Genomic DNA, 25,951 nt, shown 5'->3' on the forward strand with positions numbered 1-25,951 from the left:
TTCGCAGCCCCTTGTGAGTATTCTCTGCATATAAGTATATCAATCAAATATTCTGGCTTCACTTGGGCATTTGTGACATGCAGCATAGTCACACCGTTTATGATGTATATCGATGCAATAATTTGAGGAGAGCTACATCGTGTTTAAAGTATTTCTTCGACGCTTCACTCTGCTAGCTGTCTGTGGGCTCTTCGCGCTCAGTCTCGCAGCCTCGCTGCAACCGAGCATGGCCCACGCGGCGGCCCCGCAGGTTAAAATCTCGCAACCCAATGTTAGTGGTCCCATTCTCATCGGTCACCCTGGTACGAAGGTAACGCTCAAAGGTTCCGGCTTTAAGCCAAATGGTACCGCAAAGCTCTATGCCACTCCTGTCGGTGATCCCGCGAAATGTAAGGCAGGACAGGTAACTGCCGATATGAAGCCCTTTGTTCCCGATAGCACAACCATTCAGGGAGATGGCTCATTCACGCTCGATACAAATTGGCCTGATGCGGCAAATAATGCCTCAATCCCTTACTTTGTCTGTGTGCTAACTCAGGACGAGCAGGCTCTATCGCAAAATAACTTCACGGTGGCCCAGAAGGTAGCGATCCAGGTAACCCCCTCAAGCGCTACCCCTGGCGATAAGATCACCGTTCGCGGTACAGGCTGGCTTCCCGTACAGAATCTTACCGTCTCCATCGTCAGCGGTGGTACTCCTATCACCAGCCAGGCCACTCAGTCCAGCGGCACCGATGGCACCTTTAGCGTTACCTTAGCCATCCCCAAGGATGCGACGGAAGGAACCTATCAGGTCATTGTTTCCGCTCCCAATGAGGATACGGACCAGATGAAGGCCACACAGGAGCTTACAATCGCGAAAGAGCCACCACCAGTAACCACCACACCAACCACGACAACGGAGGGAACACCCCAGGTCACGCCAACCCCGACGACCCCCAATAATTCCGGTGGTCCCAGCGGTCTGATGATCTTTACCTTCCTCCTCGGTGGCATTGGTATCGTTCTAGTCATTGTTGGCATAATCATGTACTTCTCGTACAACTCCCGCCACTAACTCACACGCATAAAAACATGAGGTTGGGTGTCATCTGATGACACCCAACCTCATGTTTTGTGTACTAACTATTCGTGCAATTCATCCTTGCGCGTATGAACGACAAGCAATATCCCACTCTCGACCGTGACCTCCGCGTGCTGATCAGTAAGCACATTGCTGATACCTCGTGGTTTACCAAAGCGTAGACACCCATCCACCAGAGCATAATAGAGGTTATGGGTTGAGACGCCTCTGGCATCACCAGACAGGGGAAAAAGCGAGAGCAGATCACCGGTTTGCCCCTCTATCTCCGTGCGGCCCGGTCCACGCACAATCCAACAAGCCGTAGGACCATCAACCAGGCGCACTGGCACGCTTGTAATGTCGACCAGCAGCGTGATGTTACCAATGGCATGCTCAAGACGCTCTCCCCCCCAACCCCCCAGTAGGGTGATACTGGTCGCACCCTTCTCAAGCGCGAGTTGGAAAGCCAGTTCGCTATCGGTTTCATCTTTCTCTTCCTGCGCGCGTACAACCTCACATCCAAGCTCTTGCAGGCGTTGCGCGGAAAGCTTGAGCGAATCCAGGTCACCAATAATGTAGCGTGGTGTCAGACCATAAGTTAGCGCGGTCTGCGCGCCACGATCCGCCGCGATAACCAGTTCCGCCCGCGCGATGGCCTCATCCACCCACCTGCCGGGTCTGACACTTCCAGCCGCGAATATGACTGTATGCATATCTGTTTGCTAAACCTTTCAGGCTAAAGTGGTGGCTACGCTCTCGCGTAATCCGTTAAGATAGTTGAACAATTTGCCAGCATCAACTACGAAAATCATTATTGAGGATAGCTCTCTCATGTCTATATCAAATAAGCCCCAGTCCTGGGGCCGCTTCCCACGTGTGAAGCACAGCCATGTGGTTCCAGTCTACTGGCGTCACGAAATGCCGCAACTCGATTCCTTCGATACCTCTATCCTCCCCTTTGCCTACGGGCGCAGCTATGGTGATAGCTGTCTCAACGAAGGAGGAGTCTCGCTCGATGTGAGCAATCTCAGGCGCTTCATCTCCTTTGACGAAGAGGAAGGCCTCTTGCGCTGCGAGGCAGGTGTCTCTCTAGCGGAGGTGCTGGAGGTCATGGTGCCTCGCGGCTGGTTCCTACCTGTCACGCCCGGCACCAAGTTTGTCTCGGTTGGTGGCGCTATCGCGAACGATGTCCATGGCAAGAACCATCACAAGGCCGGAACCTTCGGCTGTCATGTGACGCAGTTTGAACTGCTACGCTCCGATGGCACACACCTGCTCTGCTCGCCTACCGAGAATAGTGACCTCTTTCAGGCCACTATCGGAGGCCTAGGCCTCACTGGCGTGATCCTCTGGGCCGAGTTCCGCCTTAAGCGCGTCCAGAACCCCTTTATACAGATGGACAACATCCAGTTTACCTCGCTCGACGAGTATCGCCAGATTGCCGAGGCTTCCGATAAAGACTATGAATATACCGTCTCCTGGGTCGTCTGTCTTGGCAATGAGCACGAGGTGGGGCGTGGTATCTTTACGCGTGGCAATCATGATACCACACGGGCCATGCCCGGCAATACCCAGAGTAAGCATCTGCCCCTGGCGGTTCCCTTCGACTTCCCCTCTTTTGCGCTAAACCGCCTGACCATTCGTACCTTCAACCTGGCATACTATAGTAAGCAGCTCGCGAAACATGTTCACAAAATTGAGCATTACGATCCCTTCTTTTATCCTCTCGACGCGATCCATACCTGGAACCGCATGTATGGCAAGCGTGGTTTCTTCCAGTACCAATTTGTGATTCCTTTCGAGGGTGGCTACGAGGCGATGAACGAGATTATGCGCGAGATTAACCGCTCGGGCGAAGGCTCCTTCCTGACAGTGCTCAAGTCCTTTGGCGATATCCGCTCGCCCGGTATGCTCTCCTTCCCCCAGCCAGGATTGACTCTAGCCCTGGACTTCGCAAATCACGGCTCGAAGACACTTCGCTTGCTGGACCGCCTGGATGCCCTGGTCAATGCCGCTGGTGGCCTGATCTATCCCGCCAAGGACGCTCGCATGCATCCCGAGGATTTCCAGCGCTATTTCCCTCGCTGGAAAGAGTTCGAGCAGTTCATCGATCCCAAATTCTCGTCTAGCTTCTGGCGCCGTGTCACTGAACCTGCCGCTCGCTAAACCTGCTTAATAAAACCATTTTGGAGTATCTATACCATATGTCAAAAATTCTGATTATTGGCGCGACTTCCGCCCTCGCCCACGAAACCGCCAAGCACTTCGCGACTGAGGGTGCGGACCTCCTTCTCGCCGCACGCAGCCCGGAGAAGATGACCGCTATCGCCAGTGACCTCAAAGTCCGAGGCGCGGGCCGCGTCGAGACCTTTGAATTTGATGCTTCCGATCTCCACCGGCATCAAGAGTTGTTCGACGCCACATTCGAAGCCTTTGGCGAGTTGGACATGCTCCTCATCGCACACGGCACCCTCGGGAACCAGAAGTTGTGCGAGGAGAGCGTCGCCGAAACGCTCAAAGAGCTCAACACTAACTTCACTAGCGTGGTCTCCCTGCTCACCATCGCCGCGAACTATTTCGAGCGCCGCCACCGTGGCGTGATCGCTGTTATCTCATCTGTAGCAGGCGACCGAGGGCGCAAGAGCAACTATGTGTATGGAACCGCGAAGGGCGCGGTCTCGCTCTTCGCGCAGGGCTTACGCAACCGCCTTGCCGCCTCAGGCGTCACCGTACTCACCATCAAGCCCGGCTTCGTAGACACTCCCATGACCGCTAAACTCCGCAAGGGTCTGCTCTTCGCCAAAGCCAATGTCGTCGGAGAAGGTATCTATCGAGCTATGAAGCAGAAGAAGGATATCGTCTATCTACCCTGGTTCTGGGCCGGGATTATGCTCGTCGTTAAGAGCATCCCCGAGCGCGTCTATAAACGCCTCTCACTCGGCTAAACCACCAACCTCTCAGCTAGAAGCGATGCTTGCTTATACTCATTGGCGAGCATCGCTCACGAGGAATTTATACATGGGTACACTGTATTTAATGTGTGGTACGCCCTTTTCGGGAAAGACCACCCTTGCCAAACAGATTGCAGCTCGCATGGGCTATCACTACATCAGCCTGGATGATTTAATGAGAGAACGAGGATTCGATCTCTCCCAGACACAGCCCGTCGAAGAATGGGAAAAAACGCATCACATCTGCTTCCAATTACTTCATACACTTATGCAGGAAGATACAAATATTGTTCTGGACGATACAAACTTCCTGAAATGGCTCCGCGAGCGATTTCGTGCTGTTGCCCTCGAACACAAGTATCAGGTCAGAACTATCCATCTGGCGATCCCAGTCACGGAACTCGAACGAAGAAGACAGCAAGCGCTAGCGACCGGAGAGCGAAACTATCTAGATGACGAGGCCTTTTATAATGTCATCCACCATTTTGAAGTTCCCGATCAGGCTGAAGATCCTATTATCTTCGATATGACATCTGAACTCTCAAAATGGCTGGATACCCATTTCCCCATGACCTCTCCTCTTGCCTAGCACATCCACTACCAATACTGGCAGCACTCTCAAACGAGCAGCGTGTTACAATACATAGATATCTACTATCATAGAGGAGAACGCGCTATGCCACTCGATCCACAGGTTGCCGCCTATCTGGCATCACTGCCTACCGAAGATTCACCCACCCTACCCATAGAGGAGTTGCGTCGTCAAAATAGACTGGCGGGCCTGGTCAGCGGCGGCGAGCCCATCCCTCTGGCCCAGGTCCATGACCGGGTTATCGCTGGTCCTGGGGTCGATATTCCCATTCGTATCTACCGCCCCACAGCGGATGAGGCAACCCTTCCCGCCCTCCTCTACTTCCACGGTGGCGGCTGGGTCCTGGGGACTATCGATACCCATGACAATGTGTGCCGCGCCCTGGCAAAGCATACACCCTGTGTGGTCATCTCCGTTGACTACCGCCTTGCGCCTGAACATAAGTATCCCGCCGCCATCGAGGATGCAGAGGCAGCTCTGCTCTGGACCATAGAACACGCTGGAGAGCTACATATCGATGCCTTACGTCTGGCTGTGGGGGGTGATAGTGCTGGAGGGAATGTAGCCGCCGCTCTGACGCTTATAGCGCGAGAGAAGGGCTATCCACGACTAGCTGCCCAGCTCCTTATCTATCCCGTAACCGATCACTATAGCTCGAACCATGCCTCCTACGCCGAATTGGCAACCGGTTATGGATTGACCCGCAAAGATATGCAATGGTTCTGGGATCAGTACCTCACTACGCCCGAGGATGGCAATCAACCTTATGCCGCACCTCTGCGCGCATCCGACTTGAGCCAACTCCCACCTGCGCTAGTCGTCATTCCAGAGTATGATCCCCTGCGCGACGAGGGTCGCCTCTATGCTCAACGCCTCAGCGAATCCAACGTTCCCACAAAGTTGCTCCCCTACGCAGGCATGATCCATAGCTTCTTCCGCATGAATGGCATTTTCGAACGTACAGCCCAGGCCCAAAAAGAGGTCGCCACCGAACTCCACACCCTCCTCTATTCCCAGGAGTAATATACATAACCCCTTGACTCAGTGTATGTGAAGAAGTCTGCTCAGTGCGGATGCACTGAGCAGACTTCTTCACATACACTATAAACCCACGAGGCGCTTTAGCGCTGAGAAGTCTTTGGCAGCAAATCATTTGTATAGAGTTTAGAGAAATCCATACTCTTGACAGGATTACCTGAAGCATCCTGAATAGCCCCAGCGTTCAACATAAAGCCAGGGTACCCCTTCCAGGCCGCGTCATCCTGTAGACCCCAGGGTCGCCCCTTATCGGCATAGTGCTCGCTGTTAAACGCCTGGCTATCCTCAACAAAGGAGGTGTCAGGAAAGTTCTCTTTCCCCGCGCCATCAATCAGCATCTGAGCTGACTCTTTGGGATGCTGGCGCGCGTACTCATACCCCTTCGCAGTCGCCTCCATGAACTTACGCAGGAGATCCTTCTCGCCCTGCATCTGCTTTGAGCCCGTAATAAAGTTCGGCGTATAGTAATCGGGAATACCAAAGTCAGTAATGTAGAAGTAATTCAGCTTCAGATTCTCATGTTTGGCCTGAATGCCCTCAACCCCCTCGAAGATCCAGACAAAATCGACCTTATGCGACTTGAGCGCGTCCATGGCGTCTACATCTAGCGTGACATTTTTGAATGTTCCTTTACCACCATCCTTCTTAATCATAGCACTGACGACAGCTTCCTCATATGGCGCGCCAAACCCACCATAGGTCTTGCCATCTAAATCGCGTGGACTCTTAATACCAGAATCAGCCAGTGTGACCAGGGCAGAGGTGTTATGTTGCAAGATAGCGGCAATCGATATCACTGGCTGCCCCGTGGCGGCATCTGCGACTATAGATTCGGTGGAACTGATGCCCACGTCCGCCTTTCCCTGGCTCACCAGCGTATCAGGCGAGACACTTGACGAGTAAGGCAAGACCTTCAGATCGATGCCTTGCTGCTTATACCAACCTTGTTGTAAGGCCGCGTAGACACCAGTATGATTGGTATTTGGTGTCCAGTCCAGGGCCAGGGTCATTTTCTTGAGCGGCCCCGTACCTGTTGTGGCTGTACTATTCGCGTGCTGCTGCCAGAAAAACGCACCCACAACAATCAAAATAACTATAACCGGAATCGCGATGCCCGCGAACACACGTGTTCGAGCGTTCATTTCCTCACTCCTTGAGAATCATTTAGAGATCATAGCCTTCACAGAAAGGCCTTTGATAATATTTAGAAATCTAGCGCGACTTTATATGTAGGCGTTGGCTAAAGCGCAACGCCTCACCTCCCCTGGCTACCTTAGAACATGGGAGCCTGTGGCGCGTGTCCGTGCTGACTCCTTCCAGGGAAGCACCAGATACTCAATCAGGCCTACCAGGGCAAACAGTGCCAGACTCAAAATAACCGTCACCACAATAGCTGCGAAGACCAGGACAATCGCATGCGCGTTAGCCGAGGTCTGCATATAGATGCCAAGCCCTTGCTCCGCACCTACGTATTCGCCAATGATCGCGCCGGTTACACTGTATGTCGCCGCGATGCGTAATCCCGAGAAGAAGGAAGGCATCGCGCCCGGCAAGCGAACCAGCCAGAGCACCTGCCAGCGCGAGGCGCGCATACTACGCATCAACCGTACCAGATCGGCATCGACCCCTAGCAAACCATCGGCGCAAGCCACGGTAATCGGAAAGAAGCAGTACAACACAACCAGGATGACTTTAGGGAGCAGATCAAAACCAAACCAGACCAGTAACAGCGGTGCCAGGGCAACCATTGGGATTGTCTGCGAGGCTACCAATAGCGGATACAGAGCACGTCGTAGCCAGGAGGAAAGGTCGATGGCGACCGCCAGCGCGACTCCCAGAATCGTTGCTATTGCCAGCCCCAGCACCGTCTCAAGTAAGGTTTGGATAGAGTGCCCCAACAGGATATCCCACTTGTTACCTAGCGCCTCCAGAATAGTTGTTGGCGCGGGCAGAAGCGTAGCATCAATCCTCCCCACGCGCACGCATGCCTCCCATAGCACAAGTAGAGCCACCACGACGACAAAAGCTGGTCCATACGCCGCGAAGCGTCTCAAGCGTATCTCGCTCATCCCTCTTGCTCCTTCAATAGCAGTCTCACCAGTTCGCGCTCCAGGCTCAAGGCTGGCTCCTGCGTCAACTGCTCCTGCGTGCGGGGACGAGGCAGATCCACCTCGACCATACGCAACACACGCGCTGGTCGCGCACTGAGCACATAGATACGGTCAGAGAGCAGAATCGCTTCACGCACATCATGCGTGATAAATAACACACTGGCATGGACCTCCTGCCACAGGTCCAGCAACCACATCTGCAAGGAGAGGCGAGTCAAGGCGTCCAGCGCGCCTAGCGGTTCATCCAATAGCAGAAACTCACGGTTAAATAGGACGGTTCGTAGCAGGGCCACACGCTGCTTCATACCACCTGAAAGCGTGTCAGGATAATGTTGGGCAAACTCGCTCAGGCCAAAGTGGTTCAGCAGCGTGCGAGCCTCATCCTGGGCCAGATTACGCGGCACCCGGCGCACATCCAGCCCTAGCATGACGTTCTCCTCGACTGTCCGCCAGGGTAGGAGAAGCGGTTGCTGAAGCATATAGCCGCTCTTACCCGCGCGCCCTGCACGCTCGCTATCTATCGCTACCACCCCGGCGTCAGGTTCTTCCAGGCCAGCAATGATATTGAAGAGCGTGCTTTTACCGCAACCACTCGGTCCAATCAGGGTTACAAACTCACCCGGTTTGACCGCCAGGTCCACCGGACGTAACACATCCAGCCGCCGCTTGCCAGTTCCATAGCTCTTGCTCGCCCCCTGCACTAGGAGCTTATATTCCTGCGAGACTACTCTATCTTCCATAGGCATCCTCCTTGCAAACCACCACTCAGACATCATCGGGTGTCGCATCAATTCACTTCTATACAATGCCCCAGAGCATACAAAAAGCCGCGTCCCTGGGAGGGGGACACGGCTTGCATCTGCATCTCGGCGGCCTATTGAACGATAGGGCCGATTCCGGTCACTGCTTCCCTCCGCTGGCATTATCCAGATCAGGTTCTTCTAAGGGTCGCGGCTCACTCGCCGTCTCTCAGCCTCTCAGGGCCCCCCTAGCAGCGTATAAATTGTATGCGTTGGCGCTCCCACCCCCACTTACCTGGAGATGGTCGCCACTATTGACAGGGTACTGTTTCTCTTCTCGCCCAAGTATATCACAAAGTGGTTCGATCAAGCGAGAGCCGATAAAGCGGCTCGCTCGTCCCTGAGTGAACAGGATTATGCTACTCCGTAGGCCGCGCCTGCCTCTGAATATAGGTCAGCTTATCCGGGTTGACGACCTCGTAGAGAGCAGTGATCTGCCCATTCTCTATCTCACAGGTGAAGACACTCAACAGCGTTTCAGGACTCCAGATCATGAGCCCGATGCCCTCGTTGACTTGCGTGAGGGTATATTTCGCGTTCGGATAGGCGGAGGCACTCTGGCGCATGAGGCCATTCCAGAGGCGTAGGACACGCTCGCGACCTGGCACCGGGTAAGGCGCGGCGTAGACCTTGCCACCCCCATCGGGCCACAGCGTAACATCCTGCGCCAGCACCTGAACGAGTGCCTGCATATCGCCCTCCTGGCTGGCGGAGAGAAAGCGCTCCATCAAGCGCTGCTGTTCTTCACGCGCCGGAGAGAAGCGAACCCGATTGCGCGCGAGATGCTCCTTTGCTTGATGTAAGAGCTGACGACAGTTCGCGGGACTTTTCCCAACAATCTCAGAGATCTCCTCATAGCGGTAGGTAAACGCTTCATGCAACAGGAAAACCGCCCGTTCATAAGGCGTCAGGCGCTCCGCCAGCATCAGAAAGGCTGTGGAAAGCGTTTCGCGCTGCTCAAGGGTCTGAAGCGCCAGGTCTTCCGCATCCACAGTAATCAGCGGCTCAGGAAGCCAGGGGCCGATATAGTCTTCGCGCTGCACACGCGCCGACTTCAAGTGGTCGAGGCAGAGGCGGGTTATGATCGTTGTCAGATAAGATTTGAGCGAGCGAATCTCCCCTGAAGCGGCCTGACGATAGCGCAGATACCCTTCCTGTAACATATCTTCGGCCTCGCTGGCACTCCCAAGCATCCTGTACGCGACTGCGAACAGCAAGGGGCGGTAGTGCTGAAATTCCTCCGCCTGGAGCGACTCTTGCCTCGTCATGCCTGCATGCCTCTCTTTCCGCTCTTCCTGGCCTTTATCTGCTTACTTCTCCAACCTCTTCGGATTATAACATAGTTCTTCTCACAAACGCCGCGCCTCACTCGTCTCCTGTACAGAAGCCTCAAGATGGCAAACGTAATACCAATACACCTGATTCATAAAAACAGGATTAACTCCTTATCTGGAAACCTGAGCGCGTCAGCGCTAGCCGCGCTAGCGGCGTTGGTTTTCGAATAAGACCTAATAAATAAAAGGAGCTTTTCACAATGAATGCAACAAACGAACAGACTGAAGTAATCATCGTAGGTGGTGGCATGGCTGGACTGGCCGCCGCCAGTTACCTGGCAAAGGCTGGCATCTCCGTGACGCTCTTCGAGAAGTCTGCAAGCCTGGGAGGCCGTGCCGCAACTCAGGACTATGAAGGTTACCTCTTCAACCGGGGCATCCATGCAATCTATACAGGCGGAGCGACCTCAGAGGTCCTGAAAGACTTGGGGGTTCACTATAGCTATGGCATCCCCAAAGAGACATTTATACTACGCCAGGGTCAGCTCTATCCTTTCCCTGCCAACTCTACCTCACTTTTAAGCAGTCGTCTGTTCTCGCTTGGTGACAAGCTAGAGCTAGCTCGCCTCTTGAGCGCACTGCCACGGCTGAAAGCACCAGAGCTGGCCCATATGAGTGTGCAGGAATGGCTTGAGCGCTCCATTCGGCGGCCCCTCGTTCGCCAGTTTATGGCCTCGACGGCGCGGGTCTTTGTCTATAGCTCAGCCCTGAACCTCGTCAGCGCGGAGGTCTTTCTCACCAAATTCCAACTCATACTCAAGAACCCGGTTCACTACGTTAATGGCGGCTGGCAAACGCTCATAGATGGATTGCGTCGAGTCGCGGAACAAGCGGGAGCACGCATCGAGACCGGAGATCGTGTCACCTCTGTTGTATACGAACAGGGTAGCGTCCAGGGCGTACATCTGCGCAATGGCGAGACGCGATCCGCCACGCATGTCATCCTGGCGACCTCTCTACAGGATGCACTCAAGCTAATGGGCGAGAATTCGGGCCTCCAGGACATCGTCTCACCCCTCATCCCGGCACGTGTCGCCTGCCTGGACGTGGCCTTGCGCCGCTTGCCGGATTCTCGCCATCCCGTGGTACAGGACCTGGAACATCCACTCTTTCTGTCAGCCCAGTCACACTATGCCCGTATCACACCAGAGGGAGGAGCTCTAATCCATACTTTTAAGCAACTCGATCCAACCCGGCCCACCGATCCCCATCAGGACGAACATGAGTTAGAGGATCTCCTCGATGCAGCCCAGCCCGGCTGGCGCGACCTGCTGGTCAAGCGCATCTTCCTGCCACACATTGAGGCCATAGGGATGCTCCCGACCGCCTCTAGTAATGGCTACGCCGGACGCCCCGGACTCACAGTCCCTGGTATCAGCAACCTCTATCTCGCTGGCGACTGGATCGGCGCAGGCTTCCTCTCAGACCCCAGTATGAGCAGCGCACGCGCCGCCGCTAACCTGATTCTTCAAAAGTGAAGTACACAAAGAGAGCGCCGAATTCGTCTGGGACGAATTCGGCGCTCTCTTTGTTGGTTTACCCTATTTGAAAAGAATGCTTGCGGCAGGGCTCGCCACGTTCAGGAATGCCTGTGCAGCGAACGTAATCACGATCAGCGCCACAGAGGCAATAACGAGCGCGGTGGTCACACCCATCGTCGGCACCAGACGATCTTCCTTGGCAGGCTTGTCAAAGAACATCGCCTTGATAATGCGACCATAGTAGACCAGCGAAACCACGCTACACAGCAGCGCGACGATCACCAGCCAGGACTGATTCAGGCTCCAGGCCGCCGAGAAGAGGAAGACCTTACTCCAGAAGCCCGCTACTGGGGGAATGCCCGCCAGTGAGAGCAGACAGAGTGCCGTACCCGCGCTTAATGCTGGGGCACGATACCACAGACCTTTGAAGTCTTCCAGGCGCTCGCCACCCGTCAGGTTCGCCAGAGCAATGATACCAGCAAAGGCACCCAGGTTGGTGACAGCGTAGACCAGGATGAAGAAGAGTACCGCCGTGGTTCCCTCGGAGCGGCCAGTGGCGAAGCTACCAATGAAACCAACCAGAATGTATCCAGCCTGCGCGATACTCGAATAGGCCATCATACGCTTGACGTTGCTCTGTACCGCCGCGACGACGTTGCCCAGAACCATCGTAAGCACCGCCACAATGGAAAGCACAATCACAGTCGTAGAATTGTTGACCGCGCCCAGACCACCGAAGGTAAAGACCCGGATCAAGGCCGCGAAGCCTGCGGCTTTAGAGCCAACTGAGAAGAAGGCGGTAGCCGGAGTTGGTGCACCCTCATAGATATCGGGAGCCCACATATGGAACGGAACTGCCGAAATCTTGAAGCCAAAACCCGCGATGATGAGTACGTCCGCCACCAGCACAACGATGTTGCCCTGAGCGATCTTGGAGAACGAGGCAGCGATTCCTGCCAGGTCAGTCGTGCCCGTGAGGCCATACAGCAGGGCGAAACCATACAGCAGAATGGCCGAGGACATCGCGCCTAACAGGACGTATTTGACTGAAGCTTCAGCCGACTTCGTATCGCGCTTCAGCATACCCGCCATGACATAGAGCGGGAAGCTCGTCAGTTCCAACGCGATATAGATGGTAATCAGCTCCGACGAACTCGCCATGAGCATCATACCAATCGTCGAGAAGAGCAACAGCGCGTAAAACTCACCGCTGGACTTGATATACTTGTTTACATACTCATACGAAGAGAGTAGCATGACAGCGGCAATGAAGAGGAAGATGAGCTTAAAGAAAATGGCGTACGCATCCACCACCAGCATGCCACTGAAGCCCTTGTTCGTCCCCGTAAGGGTCAGGGCTTGTGACACGGCAAAGCCAGCCGAGATGATCAAGCCCGCCAGCGCGACCCAGACCACAGCCTTGCGGTTCTTGAAAAAGAGGTCGACCATCATTACCACCAGCGCCATCAGCAACAGACTCGCCTCAGGAGCAAGCAGGTAGAGGTCAGACAGCTTAAAAAACATATGAACTCCTTACCTGACCGTGGCGAGCCTTGTGGGCCCCACCACGGTCAAGGCGACCCTACTTTATGGTTGCCACAGCCAGTTGCATGATATGGGTCAGGCTGGGTGAAATCACATCGATCAGGAACTTGGGATAGATACCCACTATGACGATCAAGCCTGCCAGCGAGAAGAGCGGTATCATCTCGCGTGGGCTCACGTCTGGCAGCCAATCCCACTTCTTGTTGAAATCGCCGAAGAAGACGCGCTTCATCATCCACAGCAGATAGCCAGCGGTCAAGATCATCGTAAAGACACTGATGATCGTGGCGACTGTCCAGATCTTATAGCTGCTGGTGAAGACCATATATTCAGCGACAAAACCTGCCAGTCCAGGCAGACCAGCCGAAGCCATCGCGGCAAAGACAAAGACCGTACCCAGAATTGGCATGCGCTTCGCGACACCACCGAAGGCCGCGATATCACGTGTGTGCGCGATGTCATAGATGACACCCACACAGAAGAAGAGCAGGCCCGAGATGATACCATGGCTGAAGAGCTGTACGGTCGCGCCCATGAGCGCCGCCTGACGGAAAGCCAGGTCACCACCACCGGCGGCAGCGGCTACACCCAGCAGCACGATACCCATATGGCTGACGCTCGAATAAGCGATCAGCTTCTTCATGTCCTTCTGTACCAGGCAGATCAATGCGCCATAGATGATGTTCACAATCGCGATTACTGCCAGCCAGCCAGAGAAGTCGTGAACACCCTGCGGGAAGAGCGTGAAGCAGATGCGAATTAAACCATAGGCACCCATCTTCAACAGTACGCCAGCCAGGAGCACGCTGACTTCTGTTGGCGCGTCTGTGTGCGCGTCCGGAAGCCAGGTATGGAACGGGAACATCGGGATCTTAATCGCGAAGGCTATAAAGATCAAGAGGAAGACAACAAGCTGTAAGCTCGTGGTCACACCCAGGAAGGGGATAGTTCCCTTGACCATATGGGCCGGATCGGCGAAGTATGTCATGCTCGCCGTGGCCGTTGTGCCGGGCAACCCGGCGTTGTTGAAGTACAGCAGCAGAATACCCGCCAACATAAAGATACTGCCGAAGAAGGTATACAGCAGGAACTTCCAGGCGGAATAAATGCGACCGGGGACGCCATGCTTAATCTGCTCGTTGCCCCAGATACCAATCAAGAGGAACATCGGTGCCAGTTCGATTTCCCAGAAGAGGAAGAACAGGAAGAGGTCGAGCGCCATGAAGACACCCATCACGCCACCTTCCAGGAAGAGGATCAGCGCCATATAATCGCGCGCTCGCGTCTTCTTCCAACCACCGATGATCGCCAGTACTGTCAGGAAACCATTAAGAATAACCAGGGGCAGGCTCAAGCCATCGACCCCCAGGAAGTAATCAACATTAAACTGGATATTACCCGCGTTGAACCGAATCCAGGGCACATTGACCGCGTCACGCAAATGTGTCAGGTCTCCAAAACCTTGTCCACTCGCCTGAATGCGATACCACGAAAGCAGCGTCAATAAGAAGACAGCGGACGCAAAGATCAGCGCCGTCCAGCGCGCCCATGATTTAGGCAGAACATAGAGCGCTATCGCGCCCAGCATTGGCAATAGGATAATCCAGGTGAGATCACTTTGGAAAATTGTTTGAAAAGCCGTCATGATCCTACTTATCCTCTCGCGAACGTAATCAGTACAAAGGCGATGACCGCGAGCACTGCCACGCCGCCAAAGAAGCCAACCATATATGCCTGTACGCGACCAGTCTCAACGCGACGCGCTCCGCGACCAAACAGCGTTACTACGCTGGCCGCGCCATTCACGATGCCATCAACTACATAGGTATCGAAGGCTTGCGCGAGATAAGAGATGCCCAGCACGACATAGCGCACCAGCCAGTTGTACAGGTCGTCAATGTAGTAGCGGTTATAGAGAACACGATGGACCGTCCGCAGAAGCGCGCTTCGCTGCACAAAGGCGTCGATCTTGGCTGGCTCCACACGGCAATAGATGGCGAACGCCACGATCAGGCCCACGAAGGAGACCGCCACACCAATCCAGGTGTCAGGCAGCGTCAGCATATGCCCAATATTCAGGGGCTCGGCCTCAGGATTCACATACGTGAAGAATCCAGTCCAATAACCAGCTACAACCGAAGGAATCGCCAGCAGCATCAGCGGAATGGTCATCGTCAGCGGAGACTCATGTACATGTCCCTCGCCTCGATAGGTGCCACCCCACAGACCACCCAGCTTACCACCCTTGCCGCCAAAGGCCAGAATAAAGGCCCGCAGCATATAGAAAGCGGTCAGGCCAGCCGTTGCCAGCGTGAGGATATAGGAGAACCAATCGCCATGCTCAAAGGCCAGACCAATAATTGTCTCTTTACTGAAGAACCCTGAGAAGAAGGGGAATCCCGAGATAGCCAGGGTCGCGATCAGCCAGGTGGCTGCCGTGATCGGCATGCGCGTCGCCAGGCCACCCATCAGGCGCATATCCTGTACCTCGCGGTGCATCGCGTGATGCAGACCGTGCAGCACACTACCAGCACCCAGGAAGAGCAGGGCTTTGAAGAAGGCATGCGTGAAGAGGTGGAACATACCAGGGCCAGCACCCAGCTCAGGACCAGCCACACCCAGACCCACGAACATATAGCCTAGCTGACTAATCGTTGAGAAGGCCAGCACGCGCTTGAAGTCTGACTGCACCAGGGCAATCGTCGCGGCGAAGAAGGCTGTGAAGGCACCAATCCAGGCCACTACGTGGAAGGCAATGGGGTCCGCGCTCGCGAAGAGTGGGAAGGTACGAGCGACCATGTATACACCAGCGGCAACCATCGTCGCCGCGTGAATCAGAGCACTCACTGGTGTCGGACCTTCCATCGCGGATGGCAGCCAGGTATGTAGCGGAACCTGCGCCGACTTACCAATCGCGCCACAGAAGATCAGGATCATCGCTACCGCCAGCAGGCCCTTGTCCATCGTTTGCACCGACGCCAGAATCTTGTCAAACTCGAAGGAGCCAGCATGCGCGAAGAGCATCATAATACCGATGATAAAACCAACGTCACCGACGCGGTTGGTCACAAAGGCTTGTAGCGAGGCACTCGCGGGAGATGGACGCTGCTCTTCCGGCTTGGCACGTTTATTAATCCAGAAACCGATGAGCAGATATGAACTCAGACCTACCAACTCCCAGCCAATGAAGATCACCAGGAAGTTCTGCGAGAACACGATGACGAGCATCGAGAAGGCAAATAGCGATAGGTATGCATAAAAGCGAGCATAGCCCGCTGAGTTCTCCATGTAGCCCTGTGAGTAGAACTGCACCAGCAGGGCAATCGAGGTCACTACGACCAGCATGGTAATTGCCAGTTTGTCGAGATGGAAGGCAATTTCATATTGCAGATTGCCAAAAGCCACCCAGGGATAACTAAAAACCGTTATGCCCTTATCGCCAAGCGCATCAGGATGCATGACTGTAGTAATAAGCAAGGTCCAGGAATAGATGCAGGCAATCGCCATAATCGCTAGCGCGACATACGCGCTCGCTTTCGCCCAGACCGAGAGGTGCGGTACTTTCGGGTCTTCATCATCGTCCAGACCATGTGCGTCATGTCCACCATGATCTCCCGCTTCCCCGTGTACCTCTTCCCCATGCCCATGCTCACCATGTGCACCTCCAGCCACCACCGTACGCGGGCGTCCCAAAAGATCAAGAACGCGCGTACCGAAGATGATGACCACAAATGCCAGGAGCGGGGCAAATAGGATTAGCCAGGAATAATGAAACAAATCCATACCAATAACAACGTGCGCGAACAGTCACAAACCCACAAGACAGAGGCGCACAACTCCTTTCACTTCTGTGACCTGAACGCAATCAGAACTTCAGCATGTTGATGTCGCCAACATCCACGGTGTCGCGTTTGCGGTAGATAGCGATAATCATCGCCAGCGCGACAGCAGCCTCGGCGGCAGCTACAGTAATAATGAAGATCGCAAAGATTTGGCCGGTCAGATATTTTGAGTAGGTTTGTACCTGATTAAAGAATGCAAAACCCACCATCGTAATATTCACCGCGTTCAGCATCAGCTCGATGCCCATCAATACGGCGATAGCATTGCGCTTCGCAATCGCTCCATACAGCCCGATACAAAACACAATGGCACCAAGCACTAGAAAATGGTTTAATGTTAACATAACCCTTAATCCTCTCGAAAACCTGAGCGCGCCAGCGCTCGCCACGGCAGTGCCGTTGGTTTTCGTATAAGAAGACCTTAATCCTCTCTGCCGATAATGATCGCACCCACAATCGCTACCAGCAACACCACAGAGGCAATTTCAAAAGGCAAGACATAACTATATGACGTGGGGCTGTAGAGCAACTGGCCTATCGCAACTACATTGTTGAAATCCATGGTCACCTGATGACCCGCGCCAGTTCCAGTGTTGGCAATCGCAAGAGGACTATTAAAAATGCCATACAGGACGCTCCCACCGACAAGAGCACTGATAATCACAGCAACCCACCAGAGCCTATTCGCGGGATTGGTACGCTTCGAGCTCCCAATGCGCGTCAACATCAGCGCGAACAATATCAAGATGGTCACCGCGCCCGCGTAAACCAGGATTTGCACAATAGCGATGAATTCGGCGTTGAGCAGGATATAAATACCAGCAGCTATCGCAAACACTAAAAACAGCGCCATCGCGCTGTGAACGATGTTACGAAGGCTGACGACTAGCAACGCCGCCACCACCAGGATCGTTGCCAGGATCCAGAACATAAGGGCGGCAAAGTCCATACAAACAAACCTCCGGGTAATTTCGGATCGTAATTTCAATCTTGGGGTAAGAGGAGAAGATTACATCCCATTCGATACTGTATATAGTTGTATTGTATCACCCATGACGAGTGGCAATAGAGCTCTTTGTATACCTCTTGCCGCATGGGTGGGGGAGAGTCTGGTTTCCCATTTGGGATTCTAACAAAACCTAGAGACTATGACAAGGGGAATAGGGGACCACTCGCCTCTCTTCACCCTTTCTCACCCATATCTACCCTTCCTATTACTGCAACATTCTGATTCACCAATACGTCTCTTCCTAATAAGAGTAGATAGACATAACTGCTTTAGGGCCTCGTTCGTATACTTATATAGGAGTTTCTTTCCCATCTCTATCAATATTTCTACTCCTTATTCGGAAACCTGAGTGCGGCAGCACTAGCCGCGACTGCGGCGCCGTGCCCTCGTATGAGGGTTGGTTTTCGCTTAAGACCTTAGCACACAATCAAGAATTCTCTCTCTGTTTTGGAAATCTGCCCATATTTGCCAGCGTTTTATAATACTCTGCGAAAATGTCGCCGTTTTTCCATTACCTACCAGCTACCACGCGGTCATAAAGAGGGTCCAGCGCATACCTTGTATGCTATAATTTTCTTAGACACGATAACACTACTGTAAAAAAGGCGTAGTAGAGGAATATGAGCGTAACACACACTCCATCCGACCAGAAACAGCCCACGGCCATGCGCTGTAGCCATTGCAATGCCGTCCTGCCCCCTCACGCAACCTTTTGTGGCTCCTGCGGCGAGCGCGTCGATAAAAAAGCCAGCATTACGCCGTCTATCAAACGCGGCGATATCGCTAAGCGCTATCGTATCACGTCCCTCATCCATCGTCAGGCCCAGGTCCAGCTCTTCTTCGCTCAGGATAATCAGACTCAGACTCCTGTCATCATCCGTGATATCGATCTCTCAACCCTGGAGGACCCAGATCAATCCCTTGCTTTGGAGGCCGCTCAACAAGAGTACGAATTGCTACGCCGCAAGCATATTCCCGATGTTACGCCCGTAGCCGATCTGCGCTTTTTTGAGGATCATCTCTTCCTGGTCGGTTCATGGCCTTTTGCCAGCAATGAGAAGAAGAATAGCAATCAGCCCAGGCAGACTTTACATGATCTACTTCAGAGTGGCGTGGGCCTCCCTGATGAAGATACTACCATTAGTTGGGCCTATCGCCTGAGTCGTGCCGTCGAGCGCCTGCACGAACAGAATATCGTGATTGGCGACCTCGATCCACACTCTATTCTTGTGGATGGCGATTCCTATGATGGTCTGCCAGCTATGGCAGTCTCCTGGCTACCAGCCGCTATACGTAAGCTTTTCGATGATACAACGGTCATTACGACAAAGAATCCTTTTAGCGCGCCAGAAACAGGCAAAGGGTTGCGCGACCGCAAGTCAGATGTCTATAGCCTTGGCGCTATCCTTTACCTTTTACTTACTGGCAGTGCTCCCGGCGAAAAGTCGTCGCGCAAAAAAACCAATTCCTACTCTCCACGCGAGCTGAATCCTCGCGTGAGCACTAAGGTCGATGAGGTCGTTATCAAAGCTCTTTCTCACGATCCTATGAAACGCTTCCATAGCGCAAAAGAGCTTTCCGAAATATTGCTTGATCTATCCACCAGCACTCGTCCCGCGCGCCCTATCAAGAGCGCTAGCCGCATGGGGCGCAAACGCGCGCAACAGGAGGCTACCACTCAGCAGCCCACAGTCAAACGGCCTGCGCCACAGGTGCCAGCCAATACTGAGCATGTTGCCACTCCTACCAATGATGATGATGCGACTATTATCATCGAGGCTCCATCGACAGCACACCAGGCACAACCAGACACCCAGCCAGAGCATAAGCCTATAGAGGATGTCGATACCCAGATAATCACTACCGAGTCGGACGATGCCAGCGATAAGACGATTAGCATGCCCGCCCTAAAACCTACGTCTAACCGCGATGCTATCGAGTCGCAGCCCACCCAGATCCTTCAGACGACACCCGCGCCCCAGAAGCCGCCTGCGAAGCCTCAGCCCAGCAAGGTAGGAGCCGCTCAGGTGCCTCCGACACCCAGGATTTCCCCGGAGTCGGAGCAAGGCTCGAAACGCATGGCCGATCTGAAGGCTCTGATACCCGCATCCAACGTGTTGCCTGCCAAATTTAAAGAGAATCAGTTTATGCAACGCGTGCGCGACCGCGTCAATGGTGGCTTCCTCCCTGCGATCTCAAATATGGTTCGCTCACTGAGCGTTCAGACAAGAGAGGTTAATGCCAAGCATCCTGTCTTACAGCAATTGCAGCACTTTATCCTTGGTGTCCAGCGACGCGACATCGCCGCCGCCGCCTTAATTGAGACTCCCCTGCGCATTCAACCAGACCAGAGCTATACGCTGCGCATCAGTCTCATGGGACGCGATGAGCCTTATGTTCCCACCGGTGCGGCTACCGATGCTCCGCTCAGTGGCCTGAGCGCGCTCGCTGCTGGGGATATCGTTCATATCGAGGTACGCACAACACTGGTTCAGCGTATGGCCTTCGTGGTGCAGAAAGCGGATGTACAGGTCCCGCGTAAGGGCTATGCGGCGGAAATCAGCATTCCCATGCAGCCCTTCGACCATTCCGTTGCCGGTCGACGTGAGCGCCTTTACCTCTACTTCACCGACGAGTTCCGCAACCCACTCTATGAGCAGCCCTTTGCGGTTGAACTCTTCATCTCACCACTGGTACAGTCAGGTCGCGAAGGCCACGATGTGCTGACCATCCCTTTCTAGTACCTGGATAAAAGACAAAACAGGAGGGCGTATCCCACGCGATGGGGTACGCCCTCCTGTTTTGTTTAACTACGCTACTATGCGCCAAACATGAAGACGGTTCCCGCCATCATGGCAAAGAGCAGGATTAACAGCAGGCCCTCAAGCCAGACTAGCTCTCCGTCCTTGGTCACCTCGCTGAAGAGGAAGGTCGTAATACCCAATACCGATAGCTCTACAACGCTGAATACCAGGTCCAGGCGCTGCGGCATGACAAGGCTAATCAGCACAAGAATGGGAGCGACCAGCAGGGCGATTTGAATGGAGGAGCCTGCTGAGGCCGCCAGCACCATGCCAATGCGCTTATCCAGAGCCATTGTGATCGTATTGAAGTACTCTGGTAGACCACCGATCAATGGCAGGAAGATCAGACCAACGAAAGCTTCGTTCCATCCCAGCGATTTTGTGACTGGCTCAATCGAGCCCACAAGGATCTCTGAGAGGATCGCGACACCCACCGTCGCCACTATCAGAATCAACAAGCCGCGCCAGAGCGGCGGTTTGTGCTCATGAGTCTCCGCTTTCTGCGCCGGGCGCGCGAGCGAAGCCCCGGCGGGATCTACAATGATATGCTCTTTCTGCTCACCATCGGACTGGACAGTTGCAACTTTCGTGTCAGTCGCGACATTCGTGCGCTCTTTCTCATGCTCTACAATCGCATCTACAGCGCTATCGATCTTCCGCAACGTTCCGGTCTTCCCCTGAACTTCGCTGCGAACAACATGCTGGCGATAGGTCAATAGGCGCGAGATAGCCATCATCGAACGCCCACCTATCGCTAAATCAAACTCATCATCAGCCTCTTCCTTGTCTCGTATGCGAAAGACACTGAAGAGGATGGAGGCAATATAGCCAGCAAGCAACAAAATCGCGACATAGTCGGAAAGATCATGCTCCAGGTTGACGCCTGCGGGTGTGTTATGCGCCTGGAAGCTGACCAGGGTCGGCAGGATCAATCCGCCCATACATAACGCGAAGAGTGAGGCATACTGGCTGGCAGGGCGGCTCTCAAACTTCAAACGTCCAAACTTAAAGCCTCCTACGCAAACGGAGATACCCAGTACCAGGAGCGCGTTCCCCAGAATGGTGCCAATAAGAGAGGCGCTCACGACATTCACCAGCCCCTCGCGGAGCGCAAAGATGCTGATGATGAGTTCCGTCGCGTTGCCAAAAGTGGCGAAGAGGAGTCCGCCAATACGCTCACCTGTATGTTCTGCGACAATCTCGACGCCCTGCCCAATCAACGATGCCAGCGGCACAATACCTAGCGCGGCAATGGCAAACATCACTAAGGGCGGAACTTCGATATGTAAGAGGTCAATCCCAATCGCTATCACAGCGAAAATTAATAGGAAATATAACCAGCGCGGCATCCGGTCTTCCTCCCAATCAACGAATACAAAACGACAAATCCCAGGATCTCAGACTGTGCGACATACAACAGTGGCTGCAACGCGATCCTTGCCCGTACCATCATATGCATGTGCTTACCCCTGTTTATACACAGCCTGCTCGACAGTATACTTTATGTCTTGTTTTCTCACAAGCGGTTACAGTTCATCCTTTGTATCTTCCACTCTCCTCCCTTGTGAAACGAACCATTTTCTGTGATAATCTATGGTGAGCAAAGTTTATGAGAAGGTTTACATATGAGAAAGCGCAGCTTGCTGGCACGCTTACGCACCAATGGATTCTCCTATCTTGCGAGTTCAATCCTCCTGCTGCTGGTCGTGCCTATCTATCAAATTCTAGTGCTCAATCCCACTGGTTTCAGTGATACGCGCACAACGGGACATCTTAATATCTATCTGTTCTGGCTGGGAAACCACACGCCCTACTTCATCATCTATCGTGGTCTCCTCGCTATTGCCTTCGCTTTACTCTTTACTATGCCGTTCTCGCTCTATCGCATCATTGTCGCGCAGGAGATTTTGGGGCGCGACGACGAGCCAGAGGAGCAAGAGACAGAAGACGAAGAGATCACCGATGGGGAAGACTCTGATAGCCTTGAAGACGATGAGGTGACAGAGGAAGAGGTGGTAACAGAATCCGAGGGCATGCCTGATTTTGCCTGGCGCGGCAAGGGCTTCGCGGTTATCGCGGCCTGGACTGGTACCGCTGGCATTGTAGTCTTCCTGCTCGGCACCATTTTTGGTACCATCTATCTCGCCAACGCGAGCCAGAGCTTCATGCAAACCGCCCACGTACCACCCGGCATTGAACAGCTTGACAGCATCTTCTCTATTGTTACCAATACGGTGAGTATTGGCCTGCTCGCTCTCAGCGCTATGTTTTTTGGCGCGATGATTGCGCGCGCGGGAAAACGCCTCTGGCCGACCAGTTGGATTGCATTCGGCTATACTGGTCTGGCGGTCGCTGCTCTCCTGTTTGGCAGTGCGGTCGGGGTTGCTGGCGCTCCTTCTAACGGGCAAGCCTTGCTCACGACCCTCGCGATCTTTCTCTTCGGGCTCTGGAATCTCTGGCTCAGTACTATGCTAATCCGCTTGAAACCTGAGTAATCAGAGAAGAGCCTCTGGGAAGGTCGTACATTGACATGACTTCCCAGAGGCTCTTCCATTTCTCTACGCCTTGTGCTCTTGCAAGACCTCAAAACCCGAGCGCCAGCAGAGAAGGGCCTCTTCCTCCCGTCCTAATAACTCCAGCGTCTGGGCCAGCAAACTATACAGATCAGCTATTTCGCGTGAGGCTCCTATCTGTTTCAGATACTCTATTGCGCGCTGAAAGTAGTCCGTGGCAGCTTCAAGCAATTTCAAGCGCGATTCCTCGTTCGGCGCGTGCAGTGCCTCTTCATGGACAACTTTCCCCAGAGCGGCATAGGCCTTGCTCTGCATAAATGGAGATCGCAATTGCTCTACATGCTCCAGCGCTAACTGACTATATTCTCTTGCCTCTCCAAGACGCCTCTCCGCCAGGCGTAACTCCGCGAGCAGCGCGTAATTCATTGTCGTAAGCGCAGTGTCATTTATGCTCATAGCGGTTTGCAACGATTCATCATAATGCTTAGTCGCATCCTGGTAGTTCTCTAGCTGGAAGCAGATACGACCCAGAGCTTGATGCAGCGAGGCGCATTTCTGCCGATCCGCTCGCTGTTGATATAGCTGTAACGAGGTGGACCCCATTTCAAAAGCCAGTTCATACGCGCCTGTCGCTTGATACGCTTCACATAAACCGTGGTATATCTGGGCTGGTGCGTCGACATTCTGATAATGCTGACAGAGCTTAAGGGCATCTGTGTAATTCTGGATTGCGACTTCAGGTTGCCCCTTCAAGAGGCTCACGGTCCCCAGGGAGTAGCGAGCCTTGATACGCACCCCTGGAAGGTGAATACGTCGGTCATGTAAGAGTTTGAGGCAGGAAGCAAAATGCAGAGAGGCATCTTCATAGAGGGTAAGGGTACTGGCAACAGAACCAAGGCAGAGAAGAAAGTATGCTATCCGCTCTCGCTCTAACTGAAACCCCTGCTCCCAGGCCTGCGTCTCCTCATCTAGCATCGGAAAGAGCACCCTTTGAGCATCGTCCCACTGTCTACGCGCTACATACGCCCAACCTGATAGATAGGCACATTCTTGCTGCTGCCTCTCTTCTTCACAATGACATGTTTGCAATACAGCCAATGCGCTATCCTGCTGTCCTTCTTCCAATTGCAGGCGAGCGCTATATAACAATAATTGCGTGTCTGAGTGAGTATTCATGAGCGCCCTCTCTTCTACATTAAAATATGTGAAATTATAACACACTTCTCTATGCAGAAGAAATGAGTTCTTTTTATTAAGTGCCTCTCTAAACAGGGGTAATAAAATATAAACGGGAGATCTTGCATCTCTACCACCGCGCCCACAAAGTGGCAGAGAGATCCCCGTTAAACACAGTATAACGTACTCTTTGCTTTTACACAAGAATATGGTACTTGCAGGATATGCTTTCATTGTCGCACACTTATTACTTACGCCGTTTCATAATCCAGCACATCTCTCCTTAGTTGGCGCACAAACACTGCACAGAGACACATAACCCGGAGAAAGCTAGCAGCGCTTCCTGGCTTGTAACCCTTTAATAGCAAGCCACCCATTTGCCTGAGCGCAGTCGCTTGAGATGCTCAGACGCCGCCTGTGCGGCGTTGGCAAATGCTTTTCATCACAAAGCGAGCAGAGGAGCCATATCCTTCCTTGCAGGAGTACGGAGCCCGTGATAGACTGGGAAACAAGAACCCAGGTAGCATTACCGTGTATATTCTCCTCACATGAGGAATAATATAGGGATTGGATAGAAGAGCTATGTATACGAACGACACACGTAGAGAAGACGACGCATCTGAAAGTAGCCCCAGGAGACGAGCCATGCAAGGATATTATCAGCCAGGAGATCGTTTCGCAGGACGCCGAGTTGTCACCATCGGCGGAGGATCAGGCACCTTTTCGATGCTCTCGCACCTGAAAAAGTACCCTTTTGTCATCACTGCCATTGTCACGATGTCGGATAGCGGCGGCAGTTCTCGTATGCTCATGGATGAGTTTCGACGACAGCTTCCGCTTGGCGATCTACGTCAATCACTGGTTGCCCTGGCTCGCAACGGTGCCCTCTGGCGCGACGTATTTATGCATCGCTTCGAGCGCGATGATGATCCCGAACCTGAAGAGACCAAGGGTGGCGTAAGTGGACATAGCCTCGGAAATCTCATCATCAAAGGCCTGCAGGATATCAATGGTGGAAATCTATTACTCGCTATTGAAGATGCTCAAGAATTACTCGGGACCGCCGGAAACGTTCTTCCTGTTACCCTTGCCCCTACTACCCTCTGTGCCGACCTGGAAGATGGTACAACTATTTGCAGCGAAACCGTGATCGACACGCGTGGGCGCAAACGATCTGAAAACCTCTCCCCTATCCAGCGCTTACGCCTGATGCCTGAAGATGCGCCCGGTTGCCCCCAGGCCATTCGCGCTATTCGCCGCGCCGATACCATTATTATCGGCCCAGGAGACCTCTACACTAGCCTGCTGCCCAACCTTCTCGTACCTGATATCGCCCGTGCCATCCGTGAATCAGAAGCGGAGAAGGTCTATGTGTGCAATCTCATGACCAAGCATGGCGAGACCGACCACTATAAAGCCTCGGACTTCGTTGGGGAGATTCATCGCTACCTGGGAGGTCGCGTTGATCGTGTCGTTGTCAACGATGGGGAATTCCCTTCTGACCTCCTGAGAACCTACCTGGCTGAGAAGAGCGAGCCCGTACTCGTCGATCATGCTCGCCTGAGTGAGATGGTGCCCAACCTGACCATCGAACATCTCAGTGTGGAAGATGATACCCTGGCTCGTCATGACCCGGAGCGCCTGGTACGCGCGATCATCCAGGGGCAGGATGTCCACGCTTAAAATTCACAC

At 53.6% G+C, this 25,951-nt stretch carries 21 protein-coding genes and 1 riboswitch; of the genes, 9 read left to right on the top strand and 12 right to left on the bottom strand.

Annotated elements, in window-relative coordinates:
- Positions 1 to 139 precede the first annotated feature (139 nt).
- Positions 140 to 1,057, top strand: a complete 918-nt coding sequence (locus tag K3T82_RS07845; protein WP_220192924.1) for a COG1361 family protein — start codon at positions 140 to 142, stop codon at positions 1,055 to 1,057.
- A gap of 68 nt (positions 1,058 to 1,125) precedes the next feature.
- Here the strand turns inward: K3T82_RS07845 and K3T82_RS07850 are convergent, their stop codons facing one another.
- Positions 1,126 to 1,776 carry a thiamine diphosphokinase gene (locus tag K3T82_RS07850; RefSeq protein ID WP_220192925.1) on the bottom strand — a complete coding sequence of 217 codons (651 nt, stop codon included), beginning with the start codon at positions 1,774 to 1,776 and terminating at the stop codon, positions 1,126 to 1,128.
- A 118-nt stretch (positions 1,777 to 1,894) separates the two neighbouring features.
- Between K3T82_RS07850 and K3T82_RS07855 the strand changes: the two genes are divergently transcribed.
- The 4 genes from K3T82_RS07855 to K3T82_RS07870 all read left to right on the top strand — a co-directional run bounded on the left by K3T82_RS07855 (position 1,895) and on the right by K3T82_RS07870 (position 5,629).
- Positions 1,895 to 3,229 (top strand): FAD-binding oxidoreductase, encoded by a 1,335-nt coding sequence (locus K3T82_RS07855; protein ID WP_220192926.1) that lies wholly within the window; start codon positions 1,895 to 1,897, stop codon positions 3,227 to 3,229.
- Between the two features lie 38 nt (positions 3,230 to 3,267).
- Complete coding sequence (locus K3T82_RS07860) at positions 3,268 to 4,008, top strand: SDR family oxidoreductase (protein WP_220192927.1); 741 nt, start codon at positions 3,268 to 3,270, stop codon at positions 4,006 to 4,008.
- A gap of 73 nt (positions 4,009 to 4,081) precedes the next feature.
- Complete coding sequence (locus tag K3T82_RS07865; protein ID WP_220192928.1) at positions 4,082 to 4,603, top strand: P-loop nucleotide/nucleoside kinase family protein; 522 nt, start codon at positions 4,082 to 4,084, stop codon at positions 4,601 to 4,603.
- A gap of 87 nt (positions 4,604 to 4,690) precedes the next feature.
- The gene (locus tag K3T82_RS07870) at positions 4,691 to 5,629 is read left to right on the top strand and encodes an alpha/beta hydrolase (RefSeq protein ID WP_220192929.1); all 939 of its coding nucleotides are present in this window, start codon (positions 4,691 to 4,693) and stop codon (positions 5,627 to 5,629) included.
- A gap of 98 nt (positions 5,630 to 5,727) precedes the next feature.
- Here the strand turns inward: K3T82_RS07870 and K3T82_RS07875 are convergent, their stop codons facing one another.
- The 4 genes from K3T82_RS07875 to K3T82_RS07890 all read right to left on the bottom strand — a co-directional run bounded on the left by K3T82_RS07875 (position 5,728) and on the right by K3T82_RS07890 (position 9,823).
- Positions 5,728 to 6,786, bottom strand: a complete 1,059-nt coding sequence (locus K3T82_RS07875; protein ID WP_220192930.1) for an ABC transporter substrate-binding protein — start codon at positions 6,784 to 6,786, stop codon at positions 5,728 to 5,730.
- 126 nt (positions 6,787 to 6,912) lie between these two features.
- Positions 6,913 to 7,713 carry an ABC transporter permease gene (locus tag K3T82_RS07880; RefSeq protein ID WP_220192931.1) on the bottom strand — a complete coding sequence of 267 codons (801 nt, stop codon included), beginning with the start codon at positions 7,711 to 7,713 and terminating at the stop codon, positions 6,913 to 6,915.
- On the bottom strand, positions 7,710 to 8,495 hold the full coding sequence (locus tag K3T82_RS07885; protein WP_236031049.1) for an ABC transporter ATP-binding protein: 786 nt from the start codon (positions 8,493 to 8,495) through the stop codon (positions 7,710 to 7,712). The genes K3T82_RS07880 and K3T82_RS07885 overlap by 4 nt, the downstream gene beginning before the upstream one ends.
- A gap of 151 nt (positions 8,496 to 8,646) precedes the next feature.
- Positions 8,647 to 8,755, bottom strand: a riboswitch (TPP riboswitch).
- Between the two features lie 159 nt (positions 8,756 to 8,914).
- On the bottom strand, positions 8,915 to 9,823 hold the full coding sequence (locus tag K3T82_RS07890) for an RNA polymerase sigma-70 factor (protein WP_220192933.1): 909 nt from the start codon (positions 9,821 to 9,823) through the stop codon (positions 8,915 to 8,917).
- 266 nt (positions 9,824 to 10,089) lie between these two features.
- Between K3T82_RS07890 and K3T82_RS07895 the strand changes: the two genes are divergently transcribed.
- Positions 10,090 to 11,367, top strand: a complete 1,278-nt coding sequence (locus tag K3T82_RS07895) for a phytoene desaturase family protein (protein ID WP_220192934.1) — start codon at positions 10,090 to 10,092, stop codon at positions 11,365 to 11,367.
- A gap of 63 nt (positions 11,368 to 11,430) precedes the next feature.
- On the opposite strand, the gene K3T82_RS07900 is transcribed toward K3T82_RS07895, so the two are convergent.
- The 5 genes from K3T82_RS07900 to K3T82_RS07920 form a co-directional block, all read right to left on the bottom strand.
- Positions 11,431 to 12,894 (bottom strand): NADH-quinone oxidoreductase subunit N, encoded by a 1,464-nt coding sequence (locus tag K3T82_RS07900; protein WP_220192935.1) that lies wholly within the window; start codon positions 12,892 to 12,894, stop codon positions 11,431 to 11,433.
- A gap of 58 nt (positions 12,895 to 12,952) precedes the next feature.
- Positions 12,953 to 14,560, bottom strand: coding sequence for a complex I subunit 4 family protein (locus K3T82_RS07905; protein ID WP_220192936.1), 1,608 nt, complete (start codon positions 14,558 to 14,560; stop codon positions 12,953 to 12,955).
- Between the two features lie 8 nt (positions 14,561 to 14,568).
- The gene (gene nuoL, locus K3T82_RS07910) at positions 14,569 to 16,698 is read right to left on the bottom strand and encodes an NADH-quinone oxidoreductase subunit L (RefSeq protein WP_220192937.1); all 2,130 of its coding nucleotides are present in this window, start codon (positions 16,696 to 16,698) and stop codon (positions 14,569 to 14,571) included.
- An 82-nt stretch (positions 16,699 to 16,780) separates the two neighbouring features.
- A complete protein-coding gene (nuoK, locus tag K3T82_RS07915; protein ID WP_220192938.1) occupies positions 16,781 to 17,101 on the bottom strand; it encodes an NADH-quinone oxidoreductase subunit NuoK in 321 nt (106 codons plus the stop codon).
- 77 nt (positions 17,102 to 17,178) lie between these two features.
- Positions 17,179 to 17,706, bottom strand: coding sequence for an NADH-quinone oxidoreductase subunit J (locus K3T82_RS07920; protein ID WP_220192939.1), 528 nt, complete (start codon positions 17,704 to 17,706; stop codon positions 17,179 to 17,181).
- A gap of 680 nt (positions 17,707 to 18,386) precedes the next feature.
- Between K3T82_RS07920 and K3T82_RS07925 the strand changes: the two genes are divergently transcribed.
- A complete protein-coding gene (locus K3T82_RS07925) occupies positions 18,387 to 20,507 on the top strand; it encodes an inactive serine/threonine-protein kinase VRK3 (RefSeq protein ID WP_220192940.1) in 2,121 nt (706 codons plus the stop codon).
- Between the two features lie 77 nt (positions 20,508 to 20,584).
- Here the strand turns inward: K3T82_RS07925 and K3T82_RS07930 are convergent, their stop codons facing one another.
- Positions 20,585 to 21,919 (bottom strand): calcium:cation antiporter, encoded by a 1,335-nt coding sequence (locus K3T82_RS07930; protein WP_220192941.1) that lies wholly within the window; start codon positions 21,917 to 21,919, stop codon positions 20,585 to 20,587.
- Between the two features lie 276 nt (positions 21,920 to 22,195).
- Here K3T82_RS07930 and K3T82_RS07935 point away from each other — a divergent pair, with 276 nt between their 5' ends.
- Complete coding sequence (locus tag K3T82_RS07935; protein ID WP_220192942.1) at positions 22,196 to 23,065, top strand: hypothetical protein; 870 nt, start codon at positions 22,196 to 22,198, stop codon at positions 23,063 to 23,065.
- A 63-nt stretch (positions 23,066 to 23,128) separates the two neighbouring features.
- Here K3T82_RS07935 and K3T82_RS07940 read toward each other — a convergent pair whose 3' ends face one another.
- Positions 23,129 to 24,259, bottom strand: coding sequence for a tetratricopeptide repeat protein (locus K3T82_RS07940; protein WP_220192943.1), 1,131 nt, complete (start codon positions 24,257 to 24,259; stop codon positions 23,129 to 23,131).
- A 645-nt stretch (positions 24,260 to 24,904) separates the two neighbouring features.
- On the opposite strand from K3T82_RS07940, the gene K3T82_RS07945 reads away from it, so the two are divergent.
- Positions 24,905 to 25,942 carry a gluconeogenesis factor YvcK family protein gene (locus K3T82_RS07945; protein WP_220192944.1) on the top strand — a complete coding sequence of 346 codons (1,038 nt, stop codon included), beginning with the start codon at positions 24,905 to 24,907 and terminating at the stop codon, positions 25,940 to 25,942.
- Positions 25,943 to 25,951 lie beyond the last annotated feature (9 nt).

It is taken from the genome of Ktedonospora formicarum, from assembly GCF_016587355.1.
GTDB lineage: Bacteria > Chloroflexota > Ktedonobacteria > Ktedonobacterales > Ktedonobacteraceae > Ktedonobacter > Ktedonobacter formicarum.

Excerpts from the sequence above, each read along its gene's own strand:
- K3T82_RS07895 (WP_220192934.1), top strand. The coding sequence starts at position 10,090 with ATGAATGCAACAAACGAACAGACTGAAGTAATCATCGTAGGTGGTGGC.
- K3T82_RS07930 (WP_220192941.1), bottom strand. The coding sequence starts at position 21,919 with ATGCCGCGCTGGTTATATTTCCTATTAATTTTCGCTGTGATAGCGATT.
- K3T82_RS07860 (WP_220192927.1), top strand. The coding sequence starts at position 3,268 with ATGTCAAAAATTCTGATTATTGGCGCGACTTCCGCCCTCGCCCACGAA.
- K3T82_RS07865 (WP_220192928.1), top strand. The coding sequence starts at position 4,082 with ATGGGTACACTGTATTTAATGTGTGGTACGCCCTTTTCGGGAAAGACC.
- K3T82_RS07925 (WP_220192940.1), top strand. The coding sequence starts at position 18,387 with ATGAGCGTAACACACACTCCATCCGACCAGAAACAGCCCACGGCCATG.
- K3T82_RS07920 (WP_220192939.1), bottom strand. The coding sequence starts at position 17,706 with ATGGACTTTGCCGCCCTTATGTTCTGGATCCTGGCAACGATCCTGGTG.
- K3T82_RS07940 (WP_220192943.1), bottom strand. The coding sequence starts at position 24,259 with ATGAATACTCACTCAGACACGCAATTATTGTTATATAGCGCTCGCCTG.
- nuoL (WP_220192937.1), bottom strand. The coding sequence starts at position 16,698 with ATGGATTTGTTTCATTATTCCTGGCTAATCCTATTTGCCCCGCTCCTG.
- K3T82_RS07870 (WP_220192929.1), top strand. The coding sequence starts at position 4,691 with ATGCCACTCGATCCACAGGTTGCCGCCTATCTGGCATCACTGCCTACC.
- K3T82_RS07855 (WP_220192926.1), top strand. The coding sequence starts at position 1,895 with ATGTCTATATCAAATAAGCCCCAGTCCTGGGGCCGCTTCCCACGTGTG.
- K3T82_RS07900 (WP_220192935.1), bottom strand. The coding sequence starts at position 12,894 with ATGTTTTTTAAGCTGTCTGACCTCTACCTGCTTGCTCCTGAGGCGAGT.
- K3T82_RS07880 (WP_220192931.1), bottom strand. The coding sequence starts at position 7,713 with ATGAGCGAGATACGCTTGAGACGCTTCGCGGCGTATGGACCAGCTTTT.
- K3T82_RS07885 (WP_236031049.1), bottom strand. The coding sequence starts at position 8,495 with ATGGAAGATAGAGTAGTCTCGCAGGAATATAAGCTCCTAGTGCAGGGG.
- K3T82_RS07850 (WP_220192925.1), bottom strand. The coding sequence starts at position 1,776 with ATGCATACAGTCATATTCGCGGCTGGAAGTGTCAGACCCGGCAGGTGG.
- nuoK (WP_220192938.1), bottom strand. The coding sequence starts at position 17,101 with ATGTTAACATTAAACCATTTTCTAGTGCTTGGTGCCATTGTGTTTTGT.
- K3T82_RS07935 (WP_220192942.1), top strand. The coding sequence starts at position 22,196 with ATGAGAAAGCGCAGCTTGCTGGCACGCTTACGCACCAATGGATTCTCC.
- K3T82_RS07890 (WP_220192933.1), bottom strand. The coding sequence starts at position 9,823 with ATGACGAGGCAAGAGTCGCTCCAGGCGGAGGAATTTCAGCACTACCGC.
- K3T82_RS07875 (WP_220192930.1), bottom strand. The coding sequence starts at position 6,786 with ATGAACGCTCGAACACGTGTGTTCGCGGGCATCGCGATTCCGGTTATA.
- K3T82_RS07945 (WP_220192944.1), top strand. The coding sequence starts at position 24,905 with ATGCAAGGATATTATCAGCCAGGAGATCGTTTCGCAGGACGCCGAGTT.
- K3T82_RS07905 (WP_220192936.1), bottom strand. The coding sequence starts at position 14,560 with ATGACGGCTTTTCAAACAATTTTCCAAAGTGATCTCACCTGGATTATC.